General features: G+C 64.4%; 18 protein-coding genes. 9 read left to right on the top strand and 9 right to left on the bottom strand.

Features of this window, described 5'->3' with window-relative positions; genetic code table 11:
• Positions 1–20: 20 nt before the first annotated feature.
• Positions 21–656: a class I SAM-dependent methyltransferase gene (locus OZN62_RS02615; RefSeq protein WP_269101199.1), complete on the top strand. Its 636-nt coding sequence runs from the start codon at positions 21–23 to the stop codon at positions 654–656.
• 4 nt (positions 657–660) lie between these two features.
• On the opposite strand, the gene OZN62_RS02610 is transcribed toward OZN62_RS02615, so the two are convergent.
• Both OZN62_RS02610 and OZN62_RS02605 read right to left on the bottom strand, forming a co-directional pair.
• Entirely contained in the window at positions 661–1488 is an 828-nt protein-coding gene (locus OZN62_RS02610; protein WP_269101198.1) for an NTP transferase domain-containing protein, read from the bottom strand.
• Positions 1489–1514: 26 nt separating this feature from the next.
• Entirely contained in the window at positions 1515–4193 is a 2679-nt protein-coding gene (locus tag OZN62_RS02605) for an Rne/Rng family ribonuclease (RefSeq protein WP_269101197.1), read from the bottom strand.
• Positions 4194–4641: 448 nt separating this feature from the next.
• Between OZN62_RS02605 and OZN62_RS02600 the strand changes: the two genes are divergently transcribed.
• The 5 genes from OZN62_RS02600 to OZN62_RS02580 all read left to right on the top strand — a co-directional run bounded on the left by OZN62_RS02600 (position 4642) and on the right by OZN62_RS02580 (position 11593).
• Entirely contained in the window at positions 4642–5514 is an 873-nt protein-coding gene (locus OZN62_RS02600) for an N-acetylmuramoyl-L-alanine amidase family protein (protein WP_269101196.1), read from the top strand.
• 55 nt (positions 5515–5569) lie between these two features.
• On the top strand, positions 5570–8092 hold the full coding sequence (locus tag OZN62_RS02595) for a penicillin-binding protein 1A (protein ID WP_269101195.1): 2523 nt from the start codon (positions 5570–5572) through the stop codon (positions 8090–8092).
• Positions 8093–8171: 79 nt separating this feature from the next.
• Positions 8172–9299 (top strand): peptide chain release factor 2, encoded by a 1128-nt coding sequence (gene prfB / locus OZN62_RS02590; RefSeq protein WP_269101194.1) that lies wholly within the window; start codon positions 8172–8174, stop codon positions 9297–9299.
• 106 nt (positions 9300–9405) lie between these two features.
• A complete protein-coding gene (locus OZN62_RS02585; RefSeq protein WP_269101193.1) occupies positions 9406–10206 on the top strand; it encodes a class I SAM-dependent methyltransferase in 801 nt (266 codons plus the stop codon).
• Entirely contained in the window at positions 10187–11593 is a 1407-nt protein-coding gene (locus OZN62_RS02580) for an NAD(P)H-dependent flavin oxidoreductase (protein WP_269101190.1), read from the top strand. The genes OZN62_RS02585 and OZN62_RS02580 overlap by 20 nt, the downstream gene beginning before the upstream one ends.
• Here the strand turns inward: OZN62_RS02580 and OZN62_RS02575 are convergent.
• Complete coding sequence (locus OZN62_RS02575; protein WP_269101187.1) at positions 11590–11982, bottom strand: hypothetical protein; 393 nt, start codon at positions 11980–11982, stop codon at positions 11590–11592. The two genes, OZN62_RS02580 and OZN62_RS02575, sit on opposite strands and share 4 nt — an antisense overlap.
• 146 nt (positions 11983–12128) lie before the next feature.
• Here OZN62_RS02575 and OZN62_RS02570 point away from each other — a divergent pair, with 146 nt between their 5' ends.
• Positions 12129–12824 carry an alpha/beta hydrolase gene (locus OZN62_RS02570; RefSeq protein ID WP_269101186.1) on the top strand — a complete coding sequence of 232 codons (696 nt, stop codon included), beginning with the start codon at positions 12129–12131 and terminating at the stop codon, positions 12822–12824.
• Between the two features lies 1 nt (position 12825).
• Here OZN62_RS02570 and OZN62_RS02565 read toward each other — a convergent pair whose 3' ends face one another.
• Positions 12826–14148, bottom strand: coding sequence for an ammonium transporter (locus OZN62_RS02565; protein ID WP_269101185.1), 1323 nt, complete (start codon positions 14146–14148; stop codon positions 12826–12828).
• Positions 14149–14278: 130 nt separating this feature from the next.
• Between OZN62_RS02565 and OZN62_RS02560 the strand changes: the two genes are divergently transcribed.
• The gene (locus OZN62_RS02560) at positions 14279–14746 is read left to right on the top strand and encodes an SH3 domain-containing protein (RefSeq protein WP_269101184.1); all 468 of its coding nucleotides are present in this window, start codon (positions 14279–14281) and stop codon (positions 14744–14746) included.
• Positions 14747–14804: 58 nt separating this feature from the next.
• Here the strand turns inward: OZN62_RS02560 and OZN62_RS02555 are convergent, their stop codons facing one another.
• The 5 genes from OZN62_RS02555 to OZN62_RS02535 all read right to left on the bottom strand — a co-directional run bounded on the left by OZN62_RS02555 (position 14805) and on the right by OZN62_RS02535 (position 18000).
• A complete protein-coding gene (locus OZN62_RS02555; protein WP_269101183.1) occupies positions 14805–15194 on the bottom strand; it encodes a hypothetical protein in 390 nt (129 codons plus the stop codon).
• A gap of 109 nt (positions 15195–15303) precedes the next feature.
• Complete coding sequence (locus OZN62_RS02550) at positions 15304–15687, bottom strand: hypothetical protein (protein ID WP_269101181.1); 384 nt, start codon at positions 15685–15687, stop codon at positions 15304–15306.
• A 109-nt stretch (positions 15688–15796) separates the two neighbouring features.
• On the bottom strand, positions 15797–16180 hold the full coding sequence (locus OZN62_RS02545) for a hypothetical protein (protein WP_269101179.1): 384 nt from the start codon (positions 16178–16180) through the stop codon (positions 15797–15799).
• Between the two features lie 89 nt (positions 16181–16269).
• A complete protein-coding gene (locus tag OZN62_RS02540) occupies positions 16270–16701 on the bottom strand; it encodes a hypothetical protein (protein ID WP_269101177.1) in 432 nt (143 codons plus the stop codon).
• A gap of 102 nt (positions 16702–16803) precedes the next feature.
• Positions 16804–18000 (bottom strand): thiolase family protein, encoded by a 1197-nt coding sequence (locus OZN62_RS02535; RefSeq protein WP_269101176.1) that lies wholly within the window; start codon positions 17998–18000, stop codon positions 16804–16806.
• 139 nt (positions 18001–18139) lie between these two features.
• Between OZN62_RS02535 and OZN62_RS02530 the strand changes: the two genes are divergently transcribed.
• Entirely contained in the window at positions 18140–19567 is a 1428-nt protein-coding gene (locus OZN62_RS02530; protein WP_269101175.1) for a coniferyl aldehyde dehydrogenase, read from the top strand.
• The last annotated feature ends 39 nt before the right edge of the window (positions 19568–19606 follow it).

Raw genomic sequence — 19606 nt, 5'->3', positions numbered from 1 at the left:
AAGCCCTTGGGGGAGGCGCTATGGGATTGGCCCAGTGGTATGACGAGACCATCCTGCCGAAGGTGGTCAAGTTTGGATGCGGTTCGGAGGACGTCGACGAACTGCGGCGCCAGGTAGTGCCTTTGGCAAAGGGCGCAGTATTCGAATTGGGGTGCGGCGGTGGCTATAACCAGCGGCACTACGATCGCGAGGCAGTCACCAGCTTTTCCGGCATCGATCCGAACGCCAGCCTGCTGCAAGACGCCCGGCAGCGGGCGGCTGAAAGAGGGTGGGACGCCGATATTCGCGAAGGCAAGGGAGAGGCCATCCCGTTTGGCGATGGCGCCTTCGATACGGTTGTCTGCACCTACACCTTGTGCTCGGTCGACAATCCGCAGCAGGTCCTGTCGGAGATGCGCCGCGTGCTGAAGCCTGGCGGGCGGCTGCTGTTCCTTGAGCATGGCAAGGCGCCTGACCCAGGCCCGGCGAAATGGCAGCGACGGATAGAACCGGTGTGGAAGCACCTGGCCGGCAACTGCCACCTCACGCGCGAAGTCGGCGGCTCGATCCGCAAGGCCGGATTCGAGATCGAGCCGATCGGACAGGAATATTTCGAGAAGGCCCCGAAATGGGCGGGCTGGATGGAATGGGGAATGGCGCGGCGCGCCGGCGCCTGACGGCTCAGGCGTCCGGGGCGATTTCCGGCTTGGGAATGTCCATTCCCAGCCGCTGTCCCAGCACCCACTCGCAGATGGCATAGGTACGCTCGTTATCGACATCGATGGCGAGCGCGCCGTCTTCGAAGATCACCGGCTCCAGCTTCGCTCCGAAGCGCTTGCCGACGCGGCGCAGGCCGTTGGGGAAGGTGACGAGACCAAAGCGCATCAGCAGGATGTTGAACAGGCCCACGGCCCGCAACAGGCGACCGGGATTGGCCTGGAACTGGCCGCCTTCACGGAAAATTTCCGCCGCGTTCAGTCCCTTGCGGTTGGCCAGCCCGTATAGGTTGCAGTTCGCGTAGCCGGCATCCTTGAAATCGTAGAATCCGCGTTGGCCCTGGCGGTGCACGGCCCATACACGTTCGCGGGTGGTGACGCCGATAACCCCGTCGGCTTCGCGCATCGCCTCGCGGACCTGTTCGAAGCCATCGTGGGTCAGCAGCACGTTGTCGGCGGTGGTGACGACGAAGGGACCGTCTTCGCCTTTCGTCGCCGCCAGCACGCTTTCAACGATGTTGGGATTGCTGTCGACCAATGTGATCGGCATCCCGCGACTGCGGAACTGTTCCAGCACGGTGTCGACTTCGGCCTGTCCCTCCGGCTCCAGCACCACGCGAATCTCGCGGATGGCGGGCAGGGTGGTCAGCGCTTCCATCACGTGCTCGATCAGCGGTCGCTCGCAAATCGGTGCCAGGCACTTGTGGCTTACTCCCGCGCGCGCGGCGAGGGGGTTGACGACGCCAGTGCGCTGGGCAGCCAGCACGATGACGGTTACCGGTAGCGGATCCATGGAAGTGCTCCTGCGCCCGGGCGCGATTAGTTACCGAAGGTGCGCTGCCACCAGCCACCGCGACGCGGTGAGCCGTCGTCTTCGACACCATCGGCATCGGCGACGTCTGCCTCGGGTTGGTCTGCGGCAGCTTCCGGCGCAGCGACTTCGGTGACGGCGGGACCGTCGTCACTGCTTTCATCCGTTGCCTTGGCGACCGTTTCCGCCTTCTTGCGACGGGTGCGCTTCGGCTTGGGAGCTTCTTCGGCCGCAGGTTCCTCGGCCTTGGGTTCTTCCTTGGCTTCGGCGGTGTCGGACTTCTTGCGACGGGTGCGCTTCTTCGGCTTCTCTTCCTCGGCAGGAGCTTCCTCTGCCTTGGCTTCTACCTCGCCCTCGCCCTCGGCCTCTTCCTTGGGTTCGGCCTTCTTCCGACGCGTGCGCTTCTTCGGCTTGGCCTCTTCGGCAGGAGCTTCCTCTGCCGGAGCTTGGGCCTCGGCGTCAGCGGTCTCCTCTTCCTTGGCTTCGCTGTCCTGCGATTCCTCGGACTGGTCCTCGTCCTGGCGCTTGCGATTGCGGTTGCGTCCGCCGCGACGGCCACGGCGGCGACGGGGCTTGCTTTCGCCGTCTTCGCTGTCGTTCTCGGCGCTGTCGTCGGCCGAACCTTCCTCGCCATCGTCCTCGGACGAGTCTTCGGAGTCCTCGTCCTGCTGGCGGTTCTTGTTGCGGCCACGGCCACCGCGACGGCGGCGGCGGCGCTTCTTGCGCGAAGCGCCGTCATCATCGTCCTCGGCGGCGGTATCGTCGTCGTCTTCCTCGATGTCGTCGTCGTCATCGTCGTCGATGATCGGGTCGAACTTCGGCGCGGAAGAGGGCTTCGGACCGGACGAGGTGACGCGCATCTTGGCGCCTTCGTCCTCGCCTTCCGGCTTCACTTCCACGGTCACGCCATAGCGTTCCTCTATCTCGGCAAGGTCGGCGCGCTTGGCGTTGAGCAGGTACACGGCCGCTTCGGTGGAGGCATAGAGCGTGATTACCGTGCCCTTGCCCTTGGCTGCCTCGTCCTCGATCAGGCGCAGGGCCGACAGGCCGGCGGAGCTGGCGGTGCGGACCAGGCCGGTGCCGTCGCAGTGCGGGCACTGGCGCGTGGTGGCTTCGAGTACGCCGGTACGCAGGCGCTGGCGGCTCATCTCCATCAGGCCGAAGCCCGAAATGCGGCCCACCTGGATGCGCGCGCGGTCGTTCTTGAGCGCATCCTTCATGGCGCGCTCAACCTTCCGCACGTTGCCGGTGCGCTCCATGTCGATGAAGTCGATCACCACCAGGCCGGCCATGTCGCGCAGGCGCAGCTGGCGGGCGATTTCACGCGCGGCTTCAAGGTTGGTGTGCAGCGCGGTCTGCTCGATCCCGTGCTCCTTGGTGGAACGGCCCGAGTTGATGTCGATCGACACCAGTGCCTCGGTCGGGTTGATGATCAGGTAGCCACCCGATTTCAGCTGCACCATCGGGTCGTACATCGCCGACAGTTGGTCTTCCGCGCCGTAACGCTGGAACAGCGGCACGGGGTCGGAATAGTGCTTCACCCGCCGTGCGTGGCTGGGCATCAGCAGCTTCATGAAGGCCTTGGCGGACTTGTAGCCCTCTTCGCCCTCGACCACGACTTCCTCGATCTCGCGATTATAGATGTCGCGGATGGCGCGCTTGATGAGGTCCGAATCCGAATGGATCATGCTCGGCGCGCTGGAACCCAGCGTGCGTTCGCGGATCTCGTCCCACAGGCGGGCGAGATAGTCGAAGTCGCGCTTGATCTCGGTCTTGGTGCGCTGGAGCCCGGCGGTGCGAACGATCAGGCCCATCGACTTGGGCAGTTTCAGCTCGTTCACGATCTGCTTCAGGCGCTTGCGATCCCCGCCGTTAGAAATCTTGCGCGAGATGCCGCCACCGTGGCTGGAATTGGGCATGAGGACACAGTAGCGGCCAGCCAGCGAGAGATAGGTGGTGAGGGCGGCGCCCTTGTTGCCACGCTCTTCCTTGGCGACCTGCACCAGCAGCACCTGGCGGCGCTGGATGACGTCCTGGATCTTGTAACGGCGACGCAGAGCCTGGCGCTTGGCGCGAGCCTCGTCGATTTCCTTGGCACGCGAGCCGCCGCGACGGCCCTGACGACGCCCGCGAGCACGACCGCGACCACGCGGCTTTTCCTCGCCGCTTTCGCCGTCGTCTTCTTCGGAATCGTCCGCGTCTTCAGCGGCATCTTCGCCGTTTTCTACGTGGCCATCCTCGATGGTGGCGACGTCGTCCTTCTCGCTGGTGTCGATCTCCTCGACACCGGCTTCCGGCTCGTCGTCATCCTCGTCGTCGCCGTCACCAGCGTCCAGTTCGGCGTCCTCGCCGTCCTCGTAATCGTCTTCCTCGGCGCGAAGCTTGGCTTCTTCCTCGGCCGCAGCCTGCTCTTCGGCGAGCAGGGCTTCACGATCGGCTGCCGGGATCTGGTAGTAGTCGGGATGGATTTCGCTGAAAGCGAGGAAACCGTGGCGATTGCCGCCGAAGTCGACGAAGGCCGCTTGCAGCGACGGTTCGACCCTGGTGACTTTTGCTAGGTAGATATTGCCCTTGATCTGCTTGTGCTCGGCAGATTCGAAGTCGAACTCCTCAATCCGGTTTCCCTTGAGCACCGCCACCCGCGTTTCTTCCGGGTGGCGCGCATCGATAAGCATGCGCGTTGCCATTGAATATTCTCCGGGCAGCCGGCCCTGCTCCAGCGTGGCTGGGGGATTGCGGCTGCCGATATGTGTGGGTCTCGCGTGTTGTGCGAGAATCAAAGATCATCACCCCGTCGCCAATCTGGCAAACGGAAGTGCGAAACGTGTCTGTCGCATTGAAAAGGCGCAGGGTTTTCGTCTGCGCTGGAAGCCCCGCAACCGTCGGCAACCCCTGCGGGTGCTGTGCGGTTAGCTGGCTGTAACTTTGCATTGCGGCATCAACCTGTAAGCTAGGCCCGGTAGCGCATTAGGGCGGTTCCCGGGCGGCCGTGGCGACATTTCGCCCCGACAAGCAATTAGCTAGCAGCCGGGGAAAGCCACGGCAACCTTGTTGCGCATCTACGCAAATTTCCCTTCTGTCTGCGGAGATCACGGCGCCTTCACGGCGCGCCAGAGAGGATGTGAGCCAGCCTGTATGTCGCAGCGCTTGCAGATCGGCCTGCTGTTTTCCCTCCCGGTGCTGTTGCTGGGGGCGCTCTATGCGGTCGGCGCAGCGATACCCGTGCCGGTATTGTGGCGTGATTACGTGGTTCGCGTGCCCTTGCCGGAGGAAGGCGGGACGATCGGCCTTCCCGAAATCCTTGGTCCCGACGATCCGACTCGCCCGCTGATCGTGATCGACGCAGGGCATGGTGGGCCTGACCCGGGCACCGTGAGCGAGGATTATCGCGAGAAGGCCATCGTGCTGGGCCTCGCCCGCGCACTGCGGGACAGGCTGCTGGAGGAAGGCGGCATCCGCGTCGCCATGACGCGGGATGACGACAGCTTCATCGTGCTGGATGAACGCGCCGAGATTGCCCGTGCGCTGGGGGCGGACCTGTTCCTGTCGATCCACGCCGATTCCGCCGGCGACCGCGAAGGCGTGACCGGTGCCAGCATCTACACGCTGTCGGAAACCGCCTCTTCCGAGGCTGCCGCCCGGTTCGCGGAGAAGGAAAACAGCGTCGACGTGGTCAACGGGGTGGACCTTTCCGGGCAGGACGAGACGGTGAATGCCATCCTCGTCGAACTTTCCCAGCGGCGTACGTCGGAGCAGTCTGTCGAATTCGCCGAACTGATCCAGCGCGAGGGGGAGGGCGTGCTGCGCTTCCATCCCCAGGCACGGCGTTCTGCCGCCCTGGCCGTGCTGCGGGCGCCCGATGTTCCCGGCGTATTGTTCGAGGCCGGCTTCGTCACCAACCCGGAAGACGCGGAGAGGCTGGCCTCGGCCGAAGGGCGAGAGCGATTTGCCGATGCCATGGCCCGCGCCATCCGCATCTATTTCGCGCGCCAGTCGGGGGCGACCTGACCACTATTCATTCTGGCGCCAGCATGACTTGGCATGTAAGGCGCAGGACAAGCCTATGACGAACGACATTTCTTCCACCCTGCAGACCGCCTGGGGCCGATTCCGCGACAGCACCAGCTGGCTGGGCGAGCCCTTGCGCGCGGCCTGGCGGGAAAAGCGCTGGTTCCGCATCGGCGGTTATCTGGTCGGCTTCGGCCTGGTCATGACCCTGCTGGGTTGGATCTTCCTGACGCGTGATCTGCCCGACGCCGAGACGCTGCTGGATTACGAGCCGAACCTGCCCACCGTGGTGCGCGGCGTGGATGGTGAAATCGTCCACCGCTACGAGCGTGAGCGACGCATCGAGCTGCAGTTCAAGGATTTCCCCGAGCAGCTGATGAACGCCTACATCTCGGCCGAGGACGAGACGTTCTGGACCCACGGCGGCATCGATGCCGGCGGCTTCATCAACGCCGTGATCGACTACGTTTCCAAGATGGGGTCTGACGAGCGCGCCGTGGGCGGCTCCACCATTACCCAGCAGGTCGCCAAGAACATCCTCGTCGGCAACGAATACTCGGTGACGCGCAAGCTGCGCGAGATGATCCTGGCCACCCGCATCGAGGGCATTCTCTCGAAGGAAGAGATCATCACGCTCTACCTCAACGAGATCCCGCTCGGCCGTCGCTCGCATGGCGTGCAGGCCGCGTCGCTGGCCTATTTCGACAAGGACGTGGGCGACCTGGAGCTGCACGAGATGGCCTATCTGGCGATCCTGCCGCGTGCGCCCGAAGTGTACAGCCGGGAAGCCAATTTCGAGACCGCGCGGGCGCGCCGCAACCTCGTGCTCGACCAGATGGAGGACAATGGCTTCATCACTGTCGCAGAACGTGATGCGGCCAAGGCTCGCCCGCTGGGCATCGTCCAGGGCCAGCGGCGCGAGCGCTTTGCCGATGCCGGCTATTTCCTCGAGGAAGTCCGCCGCGAACTGATCGAGCGTTTCGGCGAGGAAGCTGAGGACGGCCCGAACAGCGTCTACGCCGGCGGCCTGTGGGTGCGGACCTCGCTCGACACCGAGCTGCAGGATGCGGCCCGCGATTCGCTGCGTGCGGCCATGCTGCGCTATCACGGAAACCGGGGCTGGGAAGGGCCGATCGCCACGATCAATCCCGACAACGGCGACCTGACCGAGCAGCTGCGCAGCTCCTATCTCTCGATCAATTACCAGAACTGGCGGGTGGGCGTGATCACCGCGCGCAGCGGCGCGTCCGCCACCATCGGTTTTGCCGACGGCGTGGAGGCTCCGCTGACCGATTTCGCCGATGCGGTGAAGGTGGGCGATGTCGTCGCCGCTTCGCCGAATGGCAACAGCTGGCGCCTGCGCACCGTCCCGACGGTATCGGGCGGGTTCCTTGCCATGGCGCCCGACACCGGCCGCGTGCTGGCCATGCAGGGCGGTTTCGATTCACGCCTCGGCAGCTTCAACCGTGCGGTGCAGGCCAATCGCCAGCCCGGTTCGACGGTGAAGCCCTTCGTTTATGCCACCGGTCTCGAAAACGGGATGACTCCGGCATCGATGATCCCGGACGAGCAGTACTGCTACTATCAGGGCGCTAACCTTGGTGAGCACTGCTTCACCAACTTCGGCGGTGAGCGCGGCGGCGGCGAATACCCGATGCGCTACGGACTGGAGCAGTCGAAGAACCTGATGACCGTCCACATCGCCATGGATTCGGGCATGGAGAACGTGGTCGATACCTTCGAGCGCGTGGGCCTTGCCGAAGAAGGCGCCTACGACCCGCTGCCCGCCATCGCGCTGGGTGCGGGCGACACCACGGTCGAAAAGATGACCGCCGCCTATGCCATGCTGGTCAATCACGGGCGCCTCAACGATCCGACCGTGATCGACTATGTGCAGGATCGCCATGGCCGCGTGATCTGGCGCGCCGACGAGCGCGAATGCACCGGCTGCAACATGGACGAGTGGGATGGCGAGCCGATGCCGCGCTTCGGCCGTCGCGGACGGCAGGTGCTGGATGCGCGCACCGCCTTCCAGACCGTGCACATGCTCACCGGCGTGGTCCAGCGCGGTACCGCCGTGCGCCTGCGCTCTCTCGACATGCCGCTGTTCGGCAAGACCGGCACCAGTTCCGGCCCGACCAATGCCTGGTTCGTCGGCGGCTCGCCCGATATCGTGGCGGGCACCTATCTGGGCTTCGACCAGCCACGCAACATGGGTGGGTGGATCCAGGGCGGCAACACGGCGGCGCCGATCTTCCGGCAATTCGTGGAGGAGACGCGCGACCACTGGAGCGGACGCCCCTTCATCGCCCCGCGCGGCGTGCGCATGGTCCGCGTGGACCGGCGCACCGGGCGCCGGGTGTTTGACGCCTGGCCGACGGACGATCCGCTCGCGCCAGTCATCTGGGAAGCCTTCAAGCCCGATACCGAACCGCGCCGGAACCAGCGGCAGGACGAGATCGACGCCATGCGCGAGCTGATCATCGCCCAGCTGCGGCGCCAGCGCGATGGCGCCTTCGACCGCACCAACCAGGGTGAGCGCGAGGACTTTGCCGAGGAGCAGGGCGGCATCTACTGATGCGACGCAGGCCACTGGCACTTCCCACTCTCACCGGCCCCTGCTAGGCGCGCCAACTCATTTTGGAAGGACACTTGTTATGCGTGCCGAAGGGCAGGCCCATATCGACCGGATCGAAGCGGCGCTGGCGCTGGTGCGCAAGTCGCTGGACTGGGAACACGCGCTGCGTCGCCTCGACGAGCTGGAGGCGCGCGTGCAGGACCCGGATCTGTGGAACGACCCGAAGCAAGCCCAGGCCATCAGCCGCGAGCACAAGACGCTCAAGGACGCCGTGGAAACGGTGAACGAGATCTCATCGGAGATGGCCGATGCCACCGAATTCGTCGAAATGGGCGAAGCTGAGGGTGACGATGACGTGGTCGCCGAAGGCCTCGCCAGCCTGTCGGCGCTGGCCGACCGGGCCGACCGCGACAAGGTGAACGCGCTGCTGTCGGGCGAGGCGGATGCCTACGACACCTACCTGCAGATCAATGCCGGCGCCGGCGGTACCGAGAGCCAGGACTGGGCCGAGATGCTGATGCGCATGTATGCGCGCTGGGCCGAACGGCGCGGGTTCAAGGTGGAAACGGTCGAATATGCCGCCGGCGAACAGGCGGGCATCAAGTCCGCCACGCTGCTGATCAAGGGCGAGAACGCCTATGGCTATGCCAAGACCGAGAGCGGCGTGCACCGCCTCGTCCGCATCAGCCCCTACGACAGCTCCGCCCGTCGCCACACAAGCTTTTCCAGCGTGTGGGTCTACCCGGTGATCGACGACGACATCGACATCGAGATCAACGAAGGCGACCTGAAGATCGACACCTACCGCGCTTCAGGCGCGGGTGGCCAGCACGTCAACACGACCGATTCCGCCGTGCGTATTACCCACAAGCCGACCGGCATCGTGGTCGCCAGCCAGAACGATCGCAGCCAGCACAAGAACCGCGCCACCGCGATGAACATGCTGAAGGCGCGCCTCTACGAGGCCGAACTGGCCAAGCGCGAGGCCGAGGCTGCCGGTGAATATGCCGAAAAGACCGAGATTGGCTGGGGCCACCAGATCCGGAGCTACGTCCTCCAGCCGTACCAGATGGTGAAGGACCTGCGCACCGGCGTTACCTCCACCGCTCCGGGAGACGTGCTGGACGGCGACATCGACGATTTCATCGCCGCCGCGCTGGCCCAGCGCGTGACCGGCGAAAAGGTCGATGTGGAGGACGTGGAGTAGCCCCCGGCGTGGGGCTGTCCACGCTGCCAATGCTTGCAAGGGAGGCGGTGGACGACGCCGCAATGGAGCTTTGCCAAGCCAGAATGCACAAGCTAGAGCCGCTGGGATGAACCGGAGGGTCATTACTGCTGCACTTGGAGCACTGGGCGCATGCCTGGCGCTGGCCGCCTGCGACGTGGCGGAGGAAGACCGTCCGCTGACCGCGCGCGACTTCCCCCGTCCCTATCGCCCGGTGTCCGACCTGGGCAGCAATGCCTTCTCTACGGAGCAGGTGCGCGACGACCGCCGCGAGGCAGCCACCGTCATGGACTGGGCCAATATCATCCGCGGCATGACCGTCGCCGATATCGGTGCGGGCGATGGCTATTACACGGTACGCCTGGCGGCGCGCGTTGGCGCAGATGGGCGCGTGCTGGCGCAGGATATCGACGAGGACGCGCTACGGCGCCTGGGTAACCGGGTGGAACGCGAGCGCCTCGACAACGTTTCCATCGCGCTCGGCGATCCGGACGATCCGAAGCTGCCGGAGAACAGCTTCGATCGCATCTTCATGGTACACATGTACCACGAGGTGACCGAGCCCTACGCGCTGCTCTGGCGCATGCGCCCGGCGCTGCGTGAAGGCGGCCAGGTGATCGTCGTCGACGTCGACCGCCCATCGTCGGAGCACGGCATCGACCCGCTGCTTCTTTCTTGCGAATTCCAGCGGGTCGGCTATCGCCTCATCGAACTCGAGCGCAAGCCTGAGATCGCTGGCTATATCGCTCGTTTCGAGGTTGCCGGAGAACGTCCGGAACCCCGCGACATCGAACCATGCGTCCAACCGGGCGAAACTGATACCGAGTTCTCCCTCACGATCGATGAGGAGAGCTCTTCTGGGGATAGTAATGAGTTTCAAGGGTCTTAAACCCATCAACTACGGCGGCCGCGAAGTCTGGCCGCTGATCGAGGGCGGCAAGGGTGTGTCCGCGACCAACCACGCCAGCAGCGGCGCCTGGGCGGCGGCCGGCGGCATCGGCACGGTCAGCGCGGTGAATGCCGACAGCTACGATGCCGAGGGCAAGATCATTCCGCAGGTGTACGATCAGCTGACCCGCAAGGAGCGGCACGAGCAACTGATCCGCTATGCCATCGACGGCGCGACCGAGCAGGTGAAGCGAGCCTACGACATCGCCAGCGGCAAGGGCGCGATCAATATCAACGTGCTGTGGGAAATGGGCGGCGCGCAGCAGGTCCTGGAAGGCGTGCTGGAGAACTGCAAGGGCCTGGTGACGGGCGTGACCTGCGGTGCCGGCATGCCCTACAAGCTGGCCGAGATCGCCGCGCGGTTCGAGGTCAACTACCTGCCGATCATCAGTTCCGCCCGTGCCTTCCGCGCACTGTGGAAGCGCAGCTATCACAAGGTGTCCGAACTGATGGCCGCGGTGGTCTATGAAGATCCGTGGCTGGCCGGCGGGCACAACGGCCTGTCCAACGCCGAAGATCCGACCAAGCCGGAAGATCCCTATCCCCGCGTTGCCGCCCTGCGCGAGACGATGCGCAAGGAAGGCGTTTCCGAGAACGTGCCGATCGTGATGGCCGGCGGCGTCTGGTACCTGCGCGAGTGGGAAAACTGGATCGACAATCCCGAGTTGGGGCAGATCGCCTTCCAGTTCGGCACCCGTCCGCTGCTGACCGAGGAAAGCCCGATCCCGCAGGGTTGGAAGGACATGCTGCGCACCCTGGAGCCGGGCGACGTGCTGTTGCACCGCTTCAGCCCTACGGGCTTCTATTCCAGCGCGGTACGCAACCCGTTCCTGCGCAACCTGGAAGCCCGCAGCGAACGCCAGATTCCCTATTCCAAGGTCGAGGCCGGCGAGCACACCGTGCAGCTGGACGTGGGCGTGAAGGGAAAGAATTTCTGGGTCACCCCGAAGGACCGTGATCGTGCCCGTGAATGGGTGGCGGCAGGCTATACCGACGCGCTGAAGACGCCGGACGATACTGTGGTGTTCGTGGGTGCCGAAGAACGTGCCGAAATCCGCAAGGACCAGGCCGACTGCATGGGCTGCCTGTCGCATTGCGGTTTCTCGTCGTGGAAGGACCATGACGACTACACCACCGGGCGCCTGGCCGACCCGCGCAGCTTCTGCATCCAGAAGACGCTGCAGGACATTGCCCATGGCGGCGACGTGGACCAGAACCTCGCCTTCGCCGGGCACGCGGCATACCGCTTCAAGGAAGACCCGTTCTACTCGAACAACTTCACCCCCACGGTAAAGCAGCTGGTCGACCGGATCCTGACCGGCGACTAACCCCGATTGTCATCGCGCTGCGCGGTCTCCGCTGGATCGGCCAGCAGGCGGCTGCGCAGGCGATTGATATGCTGCAGGCGCCCGAGGTCGAACGCGGATTCCAGGTGCAGGCCGAAAGCCTGGCCATCGGTCCAGCGGACCTGGCCGCGCAGTTCGTCACCCGTGGCAAGGGTGATGCAGACATGCTCGCCGATGTCGGGAAGCTGGCCATGCGTGGTCGCCCCGACGCCGAATTGCGAGATATCGCGCACCACCACTTCCTGCGGCGTCGCGTATTCGCATTGCATCAGTCCGCTGACTTCGGTGCGCTCCCGATTCTCACGCGGAACGTGCCTGCGTGGCGGTCCGTCGGTCCTCTTGCCTTCCGCAATCGCGCTGCGGTCACCCATGGGCTGCATGTCCGGTCTCCGTAATCTCGCCGGCAAATGGCAACGCCAGCTTGGTCCCTTCGGAGAGAGACCCTATCTAGCAGCAAGCGAAGATTGTTCTGCCGTGCGACCAGGGGTTTGTACCTAGTCGCGCAGGAGGTCCGGATATGACTGCCAAGCCGCCGCCATTGCGAAACACCCTGCGGGAAGGGCTGGCGGTTCCGCGCGTGCTGCTGAACCCGCTCCGGCTGCCCAAGCGCGGTGTCGATATCGGACATGGGCGCGCTGCGGTGGTCATCCCCGGCCTGACCACGGGCGACATTTCCACCTCCTTGCTGCGGCGGACCTTGCGCGCGCGCGGCTTCCAGCCCGAGGGGTGGCGGCAGGGCATCAACCTCGGGGCCGATCCGGCCAAGCTGCACGTGCTGGAGACGCGCATCGCGCAACTCCACCAGCAGACCCACCAGAAGGTGGTGCTGATCGGGTGGAGCCTTGGCGGGCTGTATGCGCGCGTGCTGGCGCACCGGCTGCCCGAACATGTCGACATGGTGGTGACCGTGGCCAGCCCGTTTTCGGGCGATCGCCACGCCAACCGCGCGTGGAAGCTCTACGAGGCCATCAACGACCACACGGTCGACAACCCGCCGTTTTCAGAGCCGCTGTCGGACAAGCCGCCGATCCCGACGCTGGCGGTATGGTCCGCCACCGATGGGATTGTCGCGCCCGAATGTTCACGCGGTGAACAGGGCGAGAGTGATGTCACCCTGCAGATCGACGCGCCGCACTTCACGCTCTGCACCTCGCGCCGCTGCATCGAGCAGATCCTCGCCAAGATGGCGGAGATGGAGGCGGCGCCGGCCTGACCTATTCGTGCAGGTGCCAGCTACGCTCGCCGTGGCTGGTCTTGTCGAGGCCTTCGACTTCCTCGTCTTCCTTGACCCGCATCGGAATGAACAGCGAGACGCCGATGGCGATCAGCGCGGTTGCGATGGCGGAGAAGATGGCGACGACGACGATACCCAGGGCCTGCACGCCGACCATTCCGAACATGGTCACGCCTTCGTCATAGCCCGTGCCGCCGAGGTCGACGGACATGAACACGCCAAGCAGCAGCGTGCCCAGCATGCCGCCGACACCGTGGACGGCGAAGACGTCGAGCGAATCGTCGATGGCCAGCTTGTTCTTCACCGCGACGATGGCGGCGTAGCAGACCACCGCGGCAAGGATGCCGAACAGGATGGCGGCACCCGGCGAGATGAACCCTGCCGCCGGGGTGACCGTTGCGAGGCCGGCAATCGCGCCCGTGGCGAAGCCGACGTTGGTCGGTTTGCCGAACTTGATCTTCTCGATCAGCACCCAGAGCAGGGCGGCCGTGGCGGCAGCGGTGTGAGTGTTGATGATGGCCATCGAGGCATCGTCCGTGGCGGTCAGCGCGCTGCCGCCGTTGAAGCCGAACCAGCCGACCCACAGCAGCATGGCGCCCAGCATGGTGAGGCCCGGTGCGTGCGGCAGCAGGGCGCTGGACGGGAAGCCCTGGCGCTTGCCTAGCAGCAGGGCGATGACGAGGGCTGATGCGCCGGCCGTGGTATGCACCACCAAGCCGCCGGCGAAATCGAGCACGCCCATCTCGCCAAGCCAGCCGCCGCCCCAGATCCAGTGTGCGACCGGCGCGTAGACGATGAGGCCCCAGATTGCGGTGAAGGCGAGCACCCAGCCGAACCGCGCCCGGTCCACCCAGGCACCAACCATCAGCGCCGGCGTGATAGCGGCGAAGGTGAGCTGGAACATGGCAAAGGTGCTTTCGGGGATTGTCAGCCCGTCGCGCACGGCCATGAGGTCGATCAGCATCCATGCCCGGCCATCACCCAGCCAGCCGCCGGTCGTATCGCCGAAAGCCAGAGTGTAGCCGACCACGACCCACAGGATCGACGCGACACCGGCAACCGCCGCCACCTGCAGCATCACCGAAAGGAAGTTCTTCGCGCGCACCAGTCCGCCGTAAAACAGGCCCAGTCCCGGCAGCGTCATTAGCAGCACCAAGGCGGTGGCGACGAGGATCCAGGCGGTATCGCCGCTGTCGTTCTGCGCGATATTGGTGAATTCCCCGGCGGTCTCGACAACCTCCTGGGCAAGGGCGGTTTGCGGCAGCGACAAGAGTGCCGTGGCGGCGGCCAGTTTGCGAAGCATTCGTGTTCCCCTCACTCCCGCACTGATGGCGAGATTACGTCCGGGCGCCCTGTTAGGACAGATTGTTCCAATTGGGCAAGATGCACCGCGATTATTGCCGCGTTTGCACACAAGCGGCTAATCAGGGCGCATGTCCAAGTGCCTGCGACTCGCTGTCATCGCCTCCATTTTCGCCGCAACACCCGCCGTCGCTCAGGACGTGGAGTTGCCCTACTGGGCCAGCATCGACACGGAGGTGGCTAACATGCGGGTAGGGGCTGGGGAGCAGTTTCCCATCGAGTGGGTCTATACCCGCGAGGGATTGCCGGTGAAGGTGATCCGGCTGATGCAGGGCTGGCGTTATGTGCAGGAGCCCGACGGGACGACGGGCTGGATTTCCGCCAGCCTGCTGAGCCGGGAACGCACGGCAATCGTGACCGGAGACGGACTTGCCCCGATGCGGGCCGAGCCGGGTGATGGAAGTGCCCTCAAGTGGAACCTCGAACCGGGCGTGCTCGGCCTGCTGGGTGACTGCCAGGATGGCTGGTGCGAACTCGACGTCGACGGTCATGCGGGATGGGTCGAACAGCGGCGGCTATGGGGTGCAGGCGAACCCTAAGGCGCAAAAGAAAAGGGCGTCCGCGCGGGACGCCCTTTCCGACTGGAGTAGGTGACGGTCAGCTGACCTTGGTCACCGTGTCTGATTCACCGTCGGCCCCGGTGACGGTGACGCTGCCGTCTTCGCCCACTTCACCGAAGGTGTAGCAGTCTTCCTCGTCAGGCTCTTCACCTTCGGCGGTATCGGTGATGAAGCAGGTCGTGCCATCGTCGGCCGAGCGCCAGGTGCCGGTTTCTACGACTTCGCCATCCACCGTGACGGAAGTCGTCCCGTCCTCGTTGATGGTCGCGCTCCATTCCTCGCCTTCATCAGTCGTGCCGTTGTAGGTGCCGACCACGGCCGCCACTTCGACTGCTTCTTCGACGACCGCTTCTTCCTCGGCCACCTCGGCCTCGCCGCCGCAGGCTGCAAGTGCCAGGACGCCGGTAATGATTACCAGTTTACGCATAGTATTTCCCCCTATTGAGACTGCCGACACTACGAAGAATGGCGGATGAAGCAAATACAAAAAGGGCGGCCCGCAAGGACCGCCCTTCAAGCGTTGATATAGCAATGGCTTAGCTGACTTTGGTCACGGTATCGACTTCCCCGTCAGAGCCTGTGATTTCCATCGTGCCGTCTTCGCCGAGTTCCCCGAAGGTCATGCAATCTTCCCATTCCTCGCCTTCGTCGTCGGTGCCGGAAAGACAGACCTCGCCCTCTTCATTGCGCGCCCAGGCGATTGTTGGATTCGCTTCGCCGTTGACTTCGGTATAGGCGGTGCCATCGGCATTGATGTAGCCGGTGACTTCGTTGCCCTCGTCATCGGTCCAGGTATAGGCGCCGACTGCCGGATCAACCTCGGCAACCTCTTCCTCGACCGCTTCTTCCTCGGACACCTCGGCTTCGCCGCCGCAGGCCGCGAGCGCCAGGACGCCGGTCACGATTACCAGTTTACGCATTTAATCTCTCCCCCTGTTGAGGCGGAGAAAGGTAATTTATCCTCGTATAGTTTGCAAAAAGAAAGGGCGGCCAAAGTTGACCGCCCTTTCATTGATAGAATTGAATGAGTTAGCCTTCGAAGCTGTAGCTCATCGTTTCTCCATCGGCACCGGTAACGTCCATCATGCCTTCTTCGGCACCAGGCTGGATGTTCCAGCAATCTTCGCCGTCACCGCCTTCTGCAGTCAGGCAGGTACCGCGAATATTGTCTTCCCAGGTGCCGGATTCCACCATCTCGCCACCCTCGCTGACGGTATAGGTGCCGTCCGCGTTCAGCGCGACCGATACTTCGACGCCTTCCGGATTGGTGGAGGTGTAGGTGCCGGCGCTCGTGTCGGGGATCACGGCATCGACTGCATCGTCCAGGCTTTCGTCTTCCACCGGGTCATCGGCAGAACCGCCACAGGCTGCGAGAGCGAAAGCACCGGCGACTGCAATAATCTTCTTCATCATAACTTCCCTGTTGCTAGGATTGGAGTGAACCCGGCCAGCCTGGAGGGCAGCAACTTTCGTCCCCCTGAACCGGCTGGTTGGGTGGGCGACTATGTGTCGCCCACGTGATCTTCAAGGCTGCCTTCGACCGGCACGACCGTAGAGACATCACCGGCCTCGGACGTGGTTTCCATGCTGCCATCGGGCTGTGTCGGGCCATCTTCGAAGCAGGCTTCATCCTCGTCACCTTCCACCAGGAAGCAGGTCTTGCCACCCTTCATGAAGATGACGCCGCCCGTCGCGTTGCCTTCGGCGTCGACGCGCGAGAAGGTCATGCCCGGGTGGATCTCGATGTAGTCGACCTCGCCGCCGCTGCGGGTCACCTGGTAGGTGCCGGGCGCAACCGCCTCGAAACCGGGGGCATCGCCTTCGAGCATGGTATCGCCGGTTTCGGCAGCGACCTCGGTAGTCTCGGCGTCCTCGGCGGTGCCGTTACAGGCAGCCAGCGCAAGCGCGGTGCCGATAGCGATGAATGTCCTCATGTCGAATTCCCTTCCAGTTCCCATTCGCACCATGTTGTGCACTCACAGGAAGGTAATGCAAAGGACGGACTTGCGGTTCCGCCCTTTGCCTAATCAGTGACTTCAGACGAGTTCGACCGCCACGGCCGTGGCTTCGCCGCCGCCAATGCAAAGCGAGGCGATGCCGCGCTTCTTGCCCTGCTGCTTCAGGGCGTTGAGCAGGGTGACGATGATGCGCGTGCCGCTGGCGCCGATCGGGTGGCCAAGCGCGGTGCCGCCGCCGTTCACGTTGATCTTCTCGTGGGGGATGCCGATGTCGCGCATGGCGAACATTGCGACGCAGGCGAAGGCCTCGTTGACTTCCCACAGGTCGACATCGTCGACGCTCCAGCCGGTCTGCTCGAGCAGCTTCTGGATCGCGCCGACCGGGGCGATGGTGAACTCTTCCGGAGCCTGCGCGTGTGCAGTGAGGCCGATCACGGTCGCCACCGGGGTCAGGCCCTTGGCGTCGGCCACGCTCTTGCGGGTCAGCACGACAGCCGCCGCGCCGTCGGAGATCGAGGACGAGGTCGCAGCGGTAATGGTGCCATCCTTGGCGAAGGCCGGGCGCAGCTGCGGGATCTTGTCAGGACGGCCCTTCGACGGGGCTTCGTCGGTATCGACGGTCACATCGCCCTTGCGGGTGGAGAAGGTGACCGGAACGACCTCGTCGGTAAAGGCGCCGCTGGCGATGGCGTTGTTGGCACGCTCCAGCGAGGCGATCGAGTAGTCGTCCATCTCCTCGCGGGTGAGCTGGTACTTGTCGGCCATGTCCTGCGCGAAGGTGCCCATGGCACGGCCTTCTTCGTAGGCATCTTCGAGGCCGTCGAGGAACATGTGGTCGTAGACGCGGTCATGGCCTAGGCGCGCGCCGCCGCGATGCTTCTTCAGCAGGTAGGGCGCGTTGGTCATGCTCTCCATGCCGCCCGAAACGATCACGTCGACGGTGCCGGTGGCGAGCGCCTCTGCCCCCATGATGACGGTCTGCATTCCGCTGCCGCAGACCTTGTTCACCGTGGTTGCCTGTGCCGACAGGGGCAAGCCGGACTTCACGGCGACCTGGCGGGCAGGGGCCTGGCCAAGGCCGGCCGGCAGCACGCAGCCCATGTAGACGCGGTCCACGTCCTCGCCGGCAACGCCCGAACGCTCCATCGCGGCCTTCACTGCGGTGGCGCCAAGGTCGGTCGCGGAAACGTCGGCGAGGGCGCCCTGCATGCTGCCCATCGGGGTGCGGGCGTAGGAGAGGACGACGATCGGATCGGCTTCGTTGAAAGTGGCCATGGGGGACTTGCCTTTCGGGTTTGGGATGGCTGTTCGAATTGGCGTCTGTCTAATGCTGCATTGCAACAAATGCAAACTTCACGGAATGCAGATAGGGGTGCCTCATGCACCAACGCAAGACGTCTGACAGGTGAGTCGAATGGCAATCGAAAATGAACTGAAACTCATGCTGGAAAAGCAACGGGATGCCTTCGTCAAGGCTCGGCCCGAGCCGCTCTCCGTGCGTCGTGACCGGCTCGACCGGCTCATCGCGCTGGTTGCCGACAATGCCGAGGCGCTGTGCGATGCCATGAACGAGGATTACGGCAACCGCTCGCCGGTGCAGAGCATGATTTCCGACGTGCTCGTCTCGATCCAGTTCGCCAAGTATTGCCGCAGCAAGATGGGCCATTGGGCCAAGCCAGACCGGCGCAGCGTACAGTTCCCGCTCGGCGCGCTGGGGGCAAAGGCGGAGGTGCGCTACGAGCCGAAGGGCGTGATCGGCATCATCAGCCCGTGGAATTTCCCGGTAAACCTCGCTTTCGGTCCGCTGGCGCAGGTGCTGGCGGCGGGCAACCGCGCGATGATCAAGCCAAGCGAGTTCACTCCCGTCACCAGCCAGCTGATCGCCGATCTGGTCGGCCAGCATTTCGCGCCAGAAGAAGTGACCGTAGTGACGGGCGGTGTGGACGTGGCAACGGCCTTTGCCAGCCTGTCGTTCGACCACCTGGTCTTCACCGGTTCCACCGCCACCGGGCGCAAGGTGATGCAGGCGGCAGCGGCGAACCTCGTTCCCGTCACGCTGGAGCTGGGCGGCAAGAGTCCGGTGGTCATCGGCAAGAGTGCGGACCTGGAGCGCGCAGGCTCGCGGATCGTATCGGGCAAGCTGATGAACGCGGGCCAGATCTGCCTCGCGCCCGATTACCTGCTGGTGCCCGAAAACATGGAAGACGGCGTCATCGCGTCACTCGAGCTTGGCGTCATGAACCAGTACCCTACGCTCCGCGACAATCCCGACTATGCCAATGTCATCAACGACCGGCAGTTCGCGCGGCTGCAGCAGATGGTCGAGGATGCCCGCGCCAAGGGCGGGGAGGTCATCGAGATCAATCCGGCCGGAGAGGACTTCTCCGCGGGCAACCAGCGCAAGATGCCGCTGACGGTGATCCGCAACGCGACCGACGACATGCAGGCAATGCAGGAGGAAATCTTCGGCCCCGTCCTGCCGATCCTGACCTACGGCGAAGTCGACGAGGCGATCGGCCGCATCAACCGCAGCGACCGGCCGCTTGGCCTCTACTACTTCGGTGACGACGCCGAGGAGCGCGAGCGCGTGCTTGGGCAGACCATTTCCGGCGGCGTGACGGTGAACGACGTAATCTTCCACGTCTCTGCCGAAGACCTGCCTTTCGGCGGTATCGGCCCGAGCGGCATCGGCTGCTACCATGGCCCAGAAGGCTTCCGCGAGTTCAGCCACGCCCGCGCCGTGTATACGCAGCCCAAGCTGGACGTGGCCGGACTGGCCGGTTTGAAGCCGCCTTTTGGCGAGCGGGCAAAGAAGCTGTTGAAGCTGATGGCCCGCAAGTAGAGTGATTGACCTGGTGAGGGGAGGGGACAGGTTCGTGGA

The sequence above is a fragment of the Aurantiacibacter sp. MUD11 genome (genome assembly GCF_026967575.1).
Classification (GTDB): domain Bacteria; phylum Pseudomonadota; class Alphaproteobacteria; order Sphingomonadales; family Sphingomonadaceae; genus Alteraurantiacibacter.
Note: the sequence above shows the minus strand (reverse complement) of the source record. Positions and strands in the feature narration are given on the sequence as shown.

Bases quoted from the DNA above. Each gene is read 5' to 3' on its own strand.
- OZN62_RS02580 (WP_269101190.1), top strand. From the start codon at position 10,187: ATGAGTTTCAAGGGTCTTAAACCCATCAACTACGGCGGCCGCGAAGTC.
- OZN62_RS02555 (WP_269101183.1), bottom strand. From the start codon at position 15,194: ATGCGTAAACTGGTAATCATTACCGGCGTCCTGGCACTTGCAGCCTGC.
- OZN62_RS02615 (WP_269101199.1), top strand. From the start codon at position 21: ATGGGATTGGCCCAGTGGTATGACGAGACCATCCTGCCGAAGGTGGTC.
- OZN62_RS02535 (WP_269101176.1), bottom strand. From the start codon at position 18,000: ATGGCCACTTTCAACGAAGCCGATCCGATCGTCGTCCTCTCCTACGCC.
- OZN62_RS02595 (WP_269101195.1), top strand. From the start codon at position 5,570: ATGACGAACGACATTTCTTCCACCCTGCAGACCGCCTGGGGCCGATTC.
- OZN62_RS02530 (WP_269101175.1), top strand. From the start codon at position 18,140: ATGGCAATCGAAAATGAACTGAAACTCATGCTGGAAAAGCAACGGGAT.
- OZN62_RS02545 (WP_269101179.1), bottom strand. From the start codon at position 16,180: ATGATGAAGAAGATTATTGCAGTCGCCGGTGCTTTCGCTCTCGCAGCC.
- OZN62_RS02600 (WP_269101196.1), top strand. From the start codon at position 4,642: ATGTCGCAGCGCTTGCAGATCGGCCTGCTGTTTTCCCTCCCGGTGCTG.
- OZN62_RS02575 (WP_269101187.1), bottom strand. From the start codon at position 11,982: ATGGGTGACCGCAGCGCGATTGCGGAAGGCAAGAGGACCGACGGACCG.
- OZN62_RS02570 (WP_269101186.1), top strand. From the start codon at position 12,129: ATGACTGCCAAGCCGCCGCCATTGCGAAACACCCTGCGGGAAGGGCTG.
- OZN62_RS02605 (WP_269101197.1), bottom strand. From the start codon at position 4,193: ATGGCAACGCGCATGCTTATCGATGCGCGCCACCCGGAAGAAACGCGG.
- OZN62_RS02565 (WP_269101185.1), bottom strand. From the start codon at position 14,148: ATGCTTCGCAAACTGGCCGCCGCCACGGCACTCTTGTCGCTGCCGCAA.
- prfB (WP_269101194.1), top strand. From the start codon at position 8,172: ATGCGTGCCGAAGGGCAGGCCCATATCGACCGGATCGAAGCGGCGCTG.
- OZN62_RS02560 (WP_269101184.1), top strand. From the start codon at position 14,279: ATGTCCAAGTGCCTGCGACTCGCTGTCATCGCCTCCATTTTCGCCGCA.
- OZN62_RS02585 (WP_269101193.1), top strand. From the start codon at position 9,406: ATGAACCGGAGGGTCATTACTGCTGCACTTGGAGCACTGGGCGCATGC.
- OZN62_RS02550 (WP_269101181.1), bottom strand. From the start codon at position 15,687: ATGCGTAAACTGGTAATCGTGACCGGCGTCCTGGCGCTCGCGGCCTGC.
- OZN62_RS02540 (WP_269101177.1), bottom strand. From the start codon at position 16,701: ATGAGGACATTCATCGCTATCGGCACCGCGCTTGCGCTGGCTGCCTGT.
- OZN62_RS02610 (WP_269101198.1), bottom strand. From the start codon at position 1,488: ATGGATCCGCTACCGGTAACCGTCATCGTGCTGGCTGCCCAGCGCACT.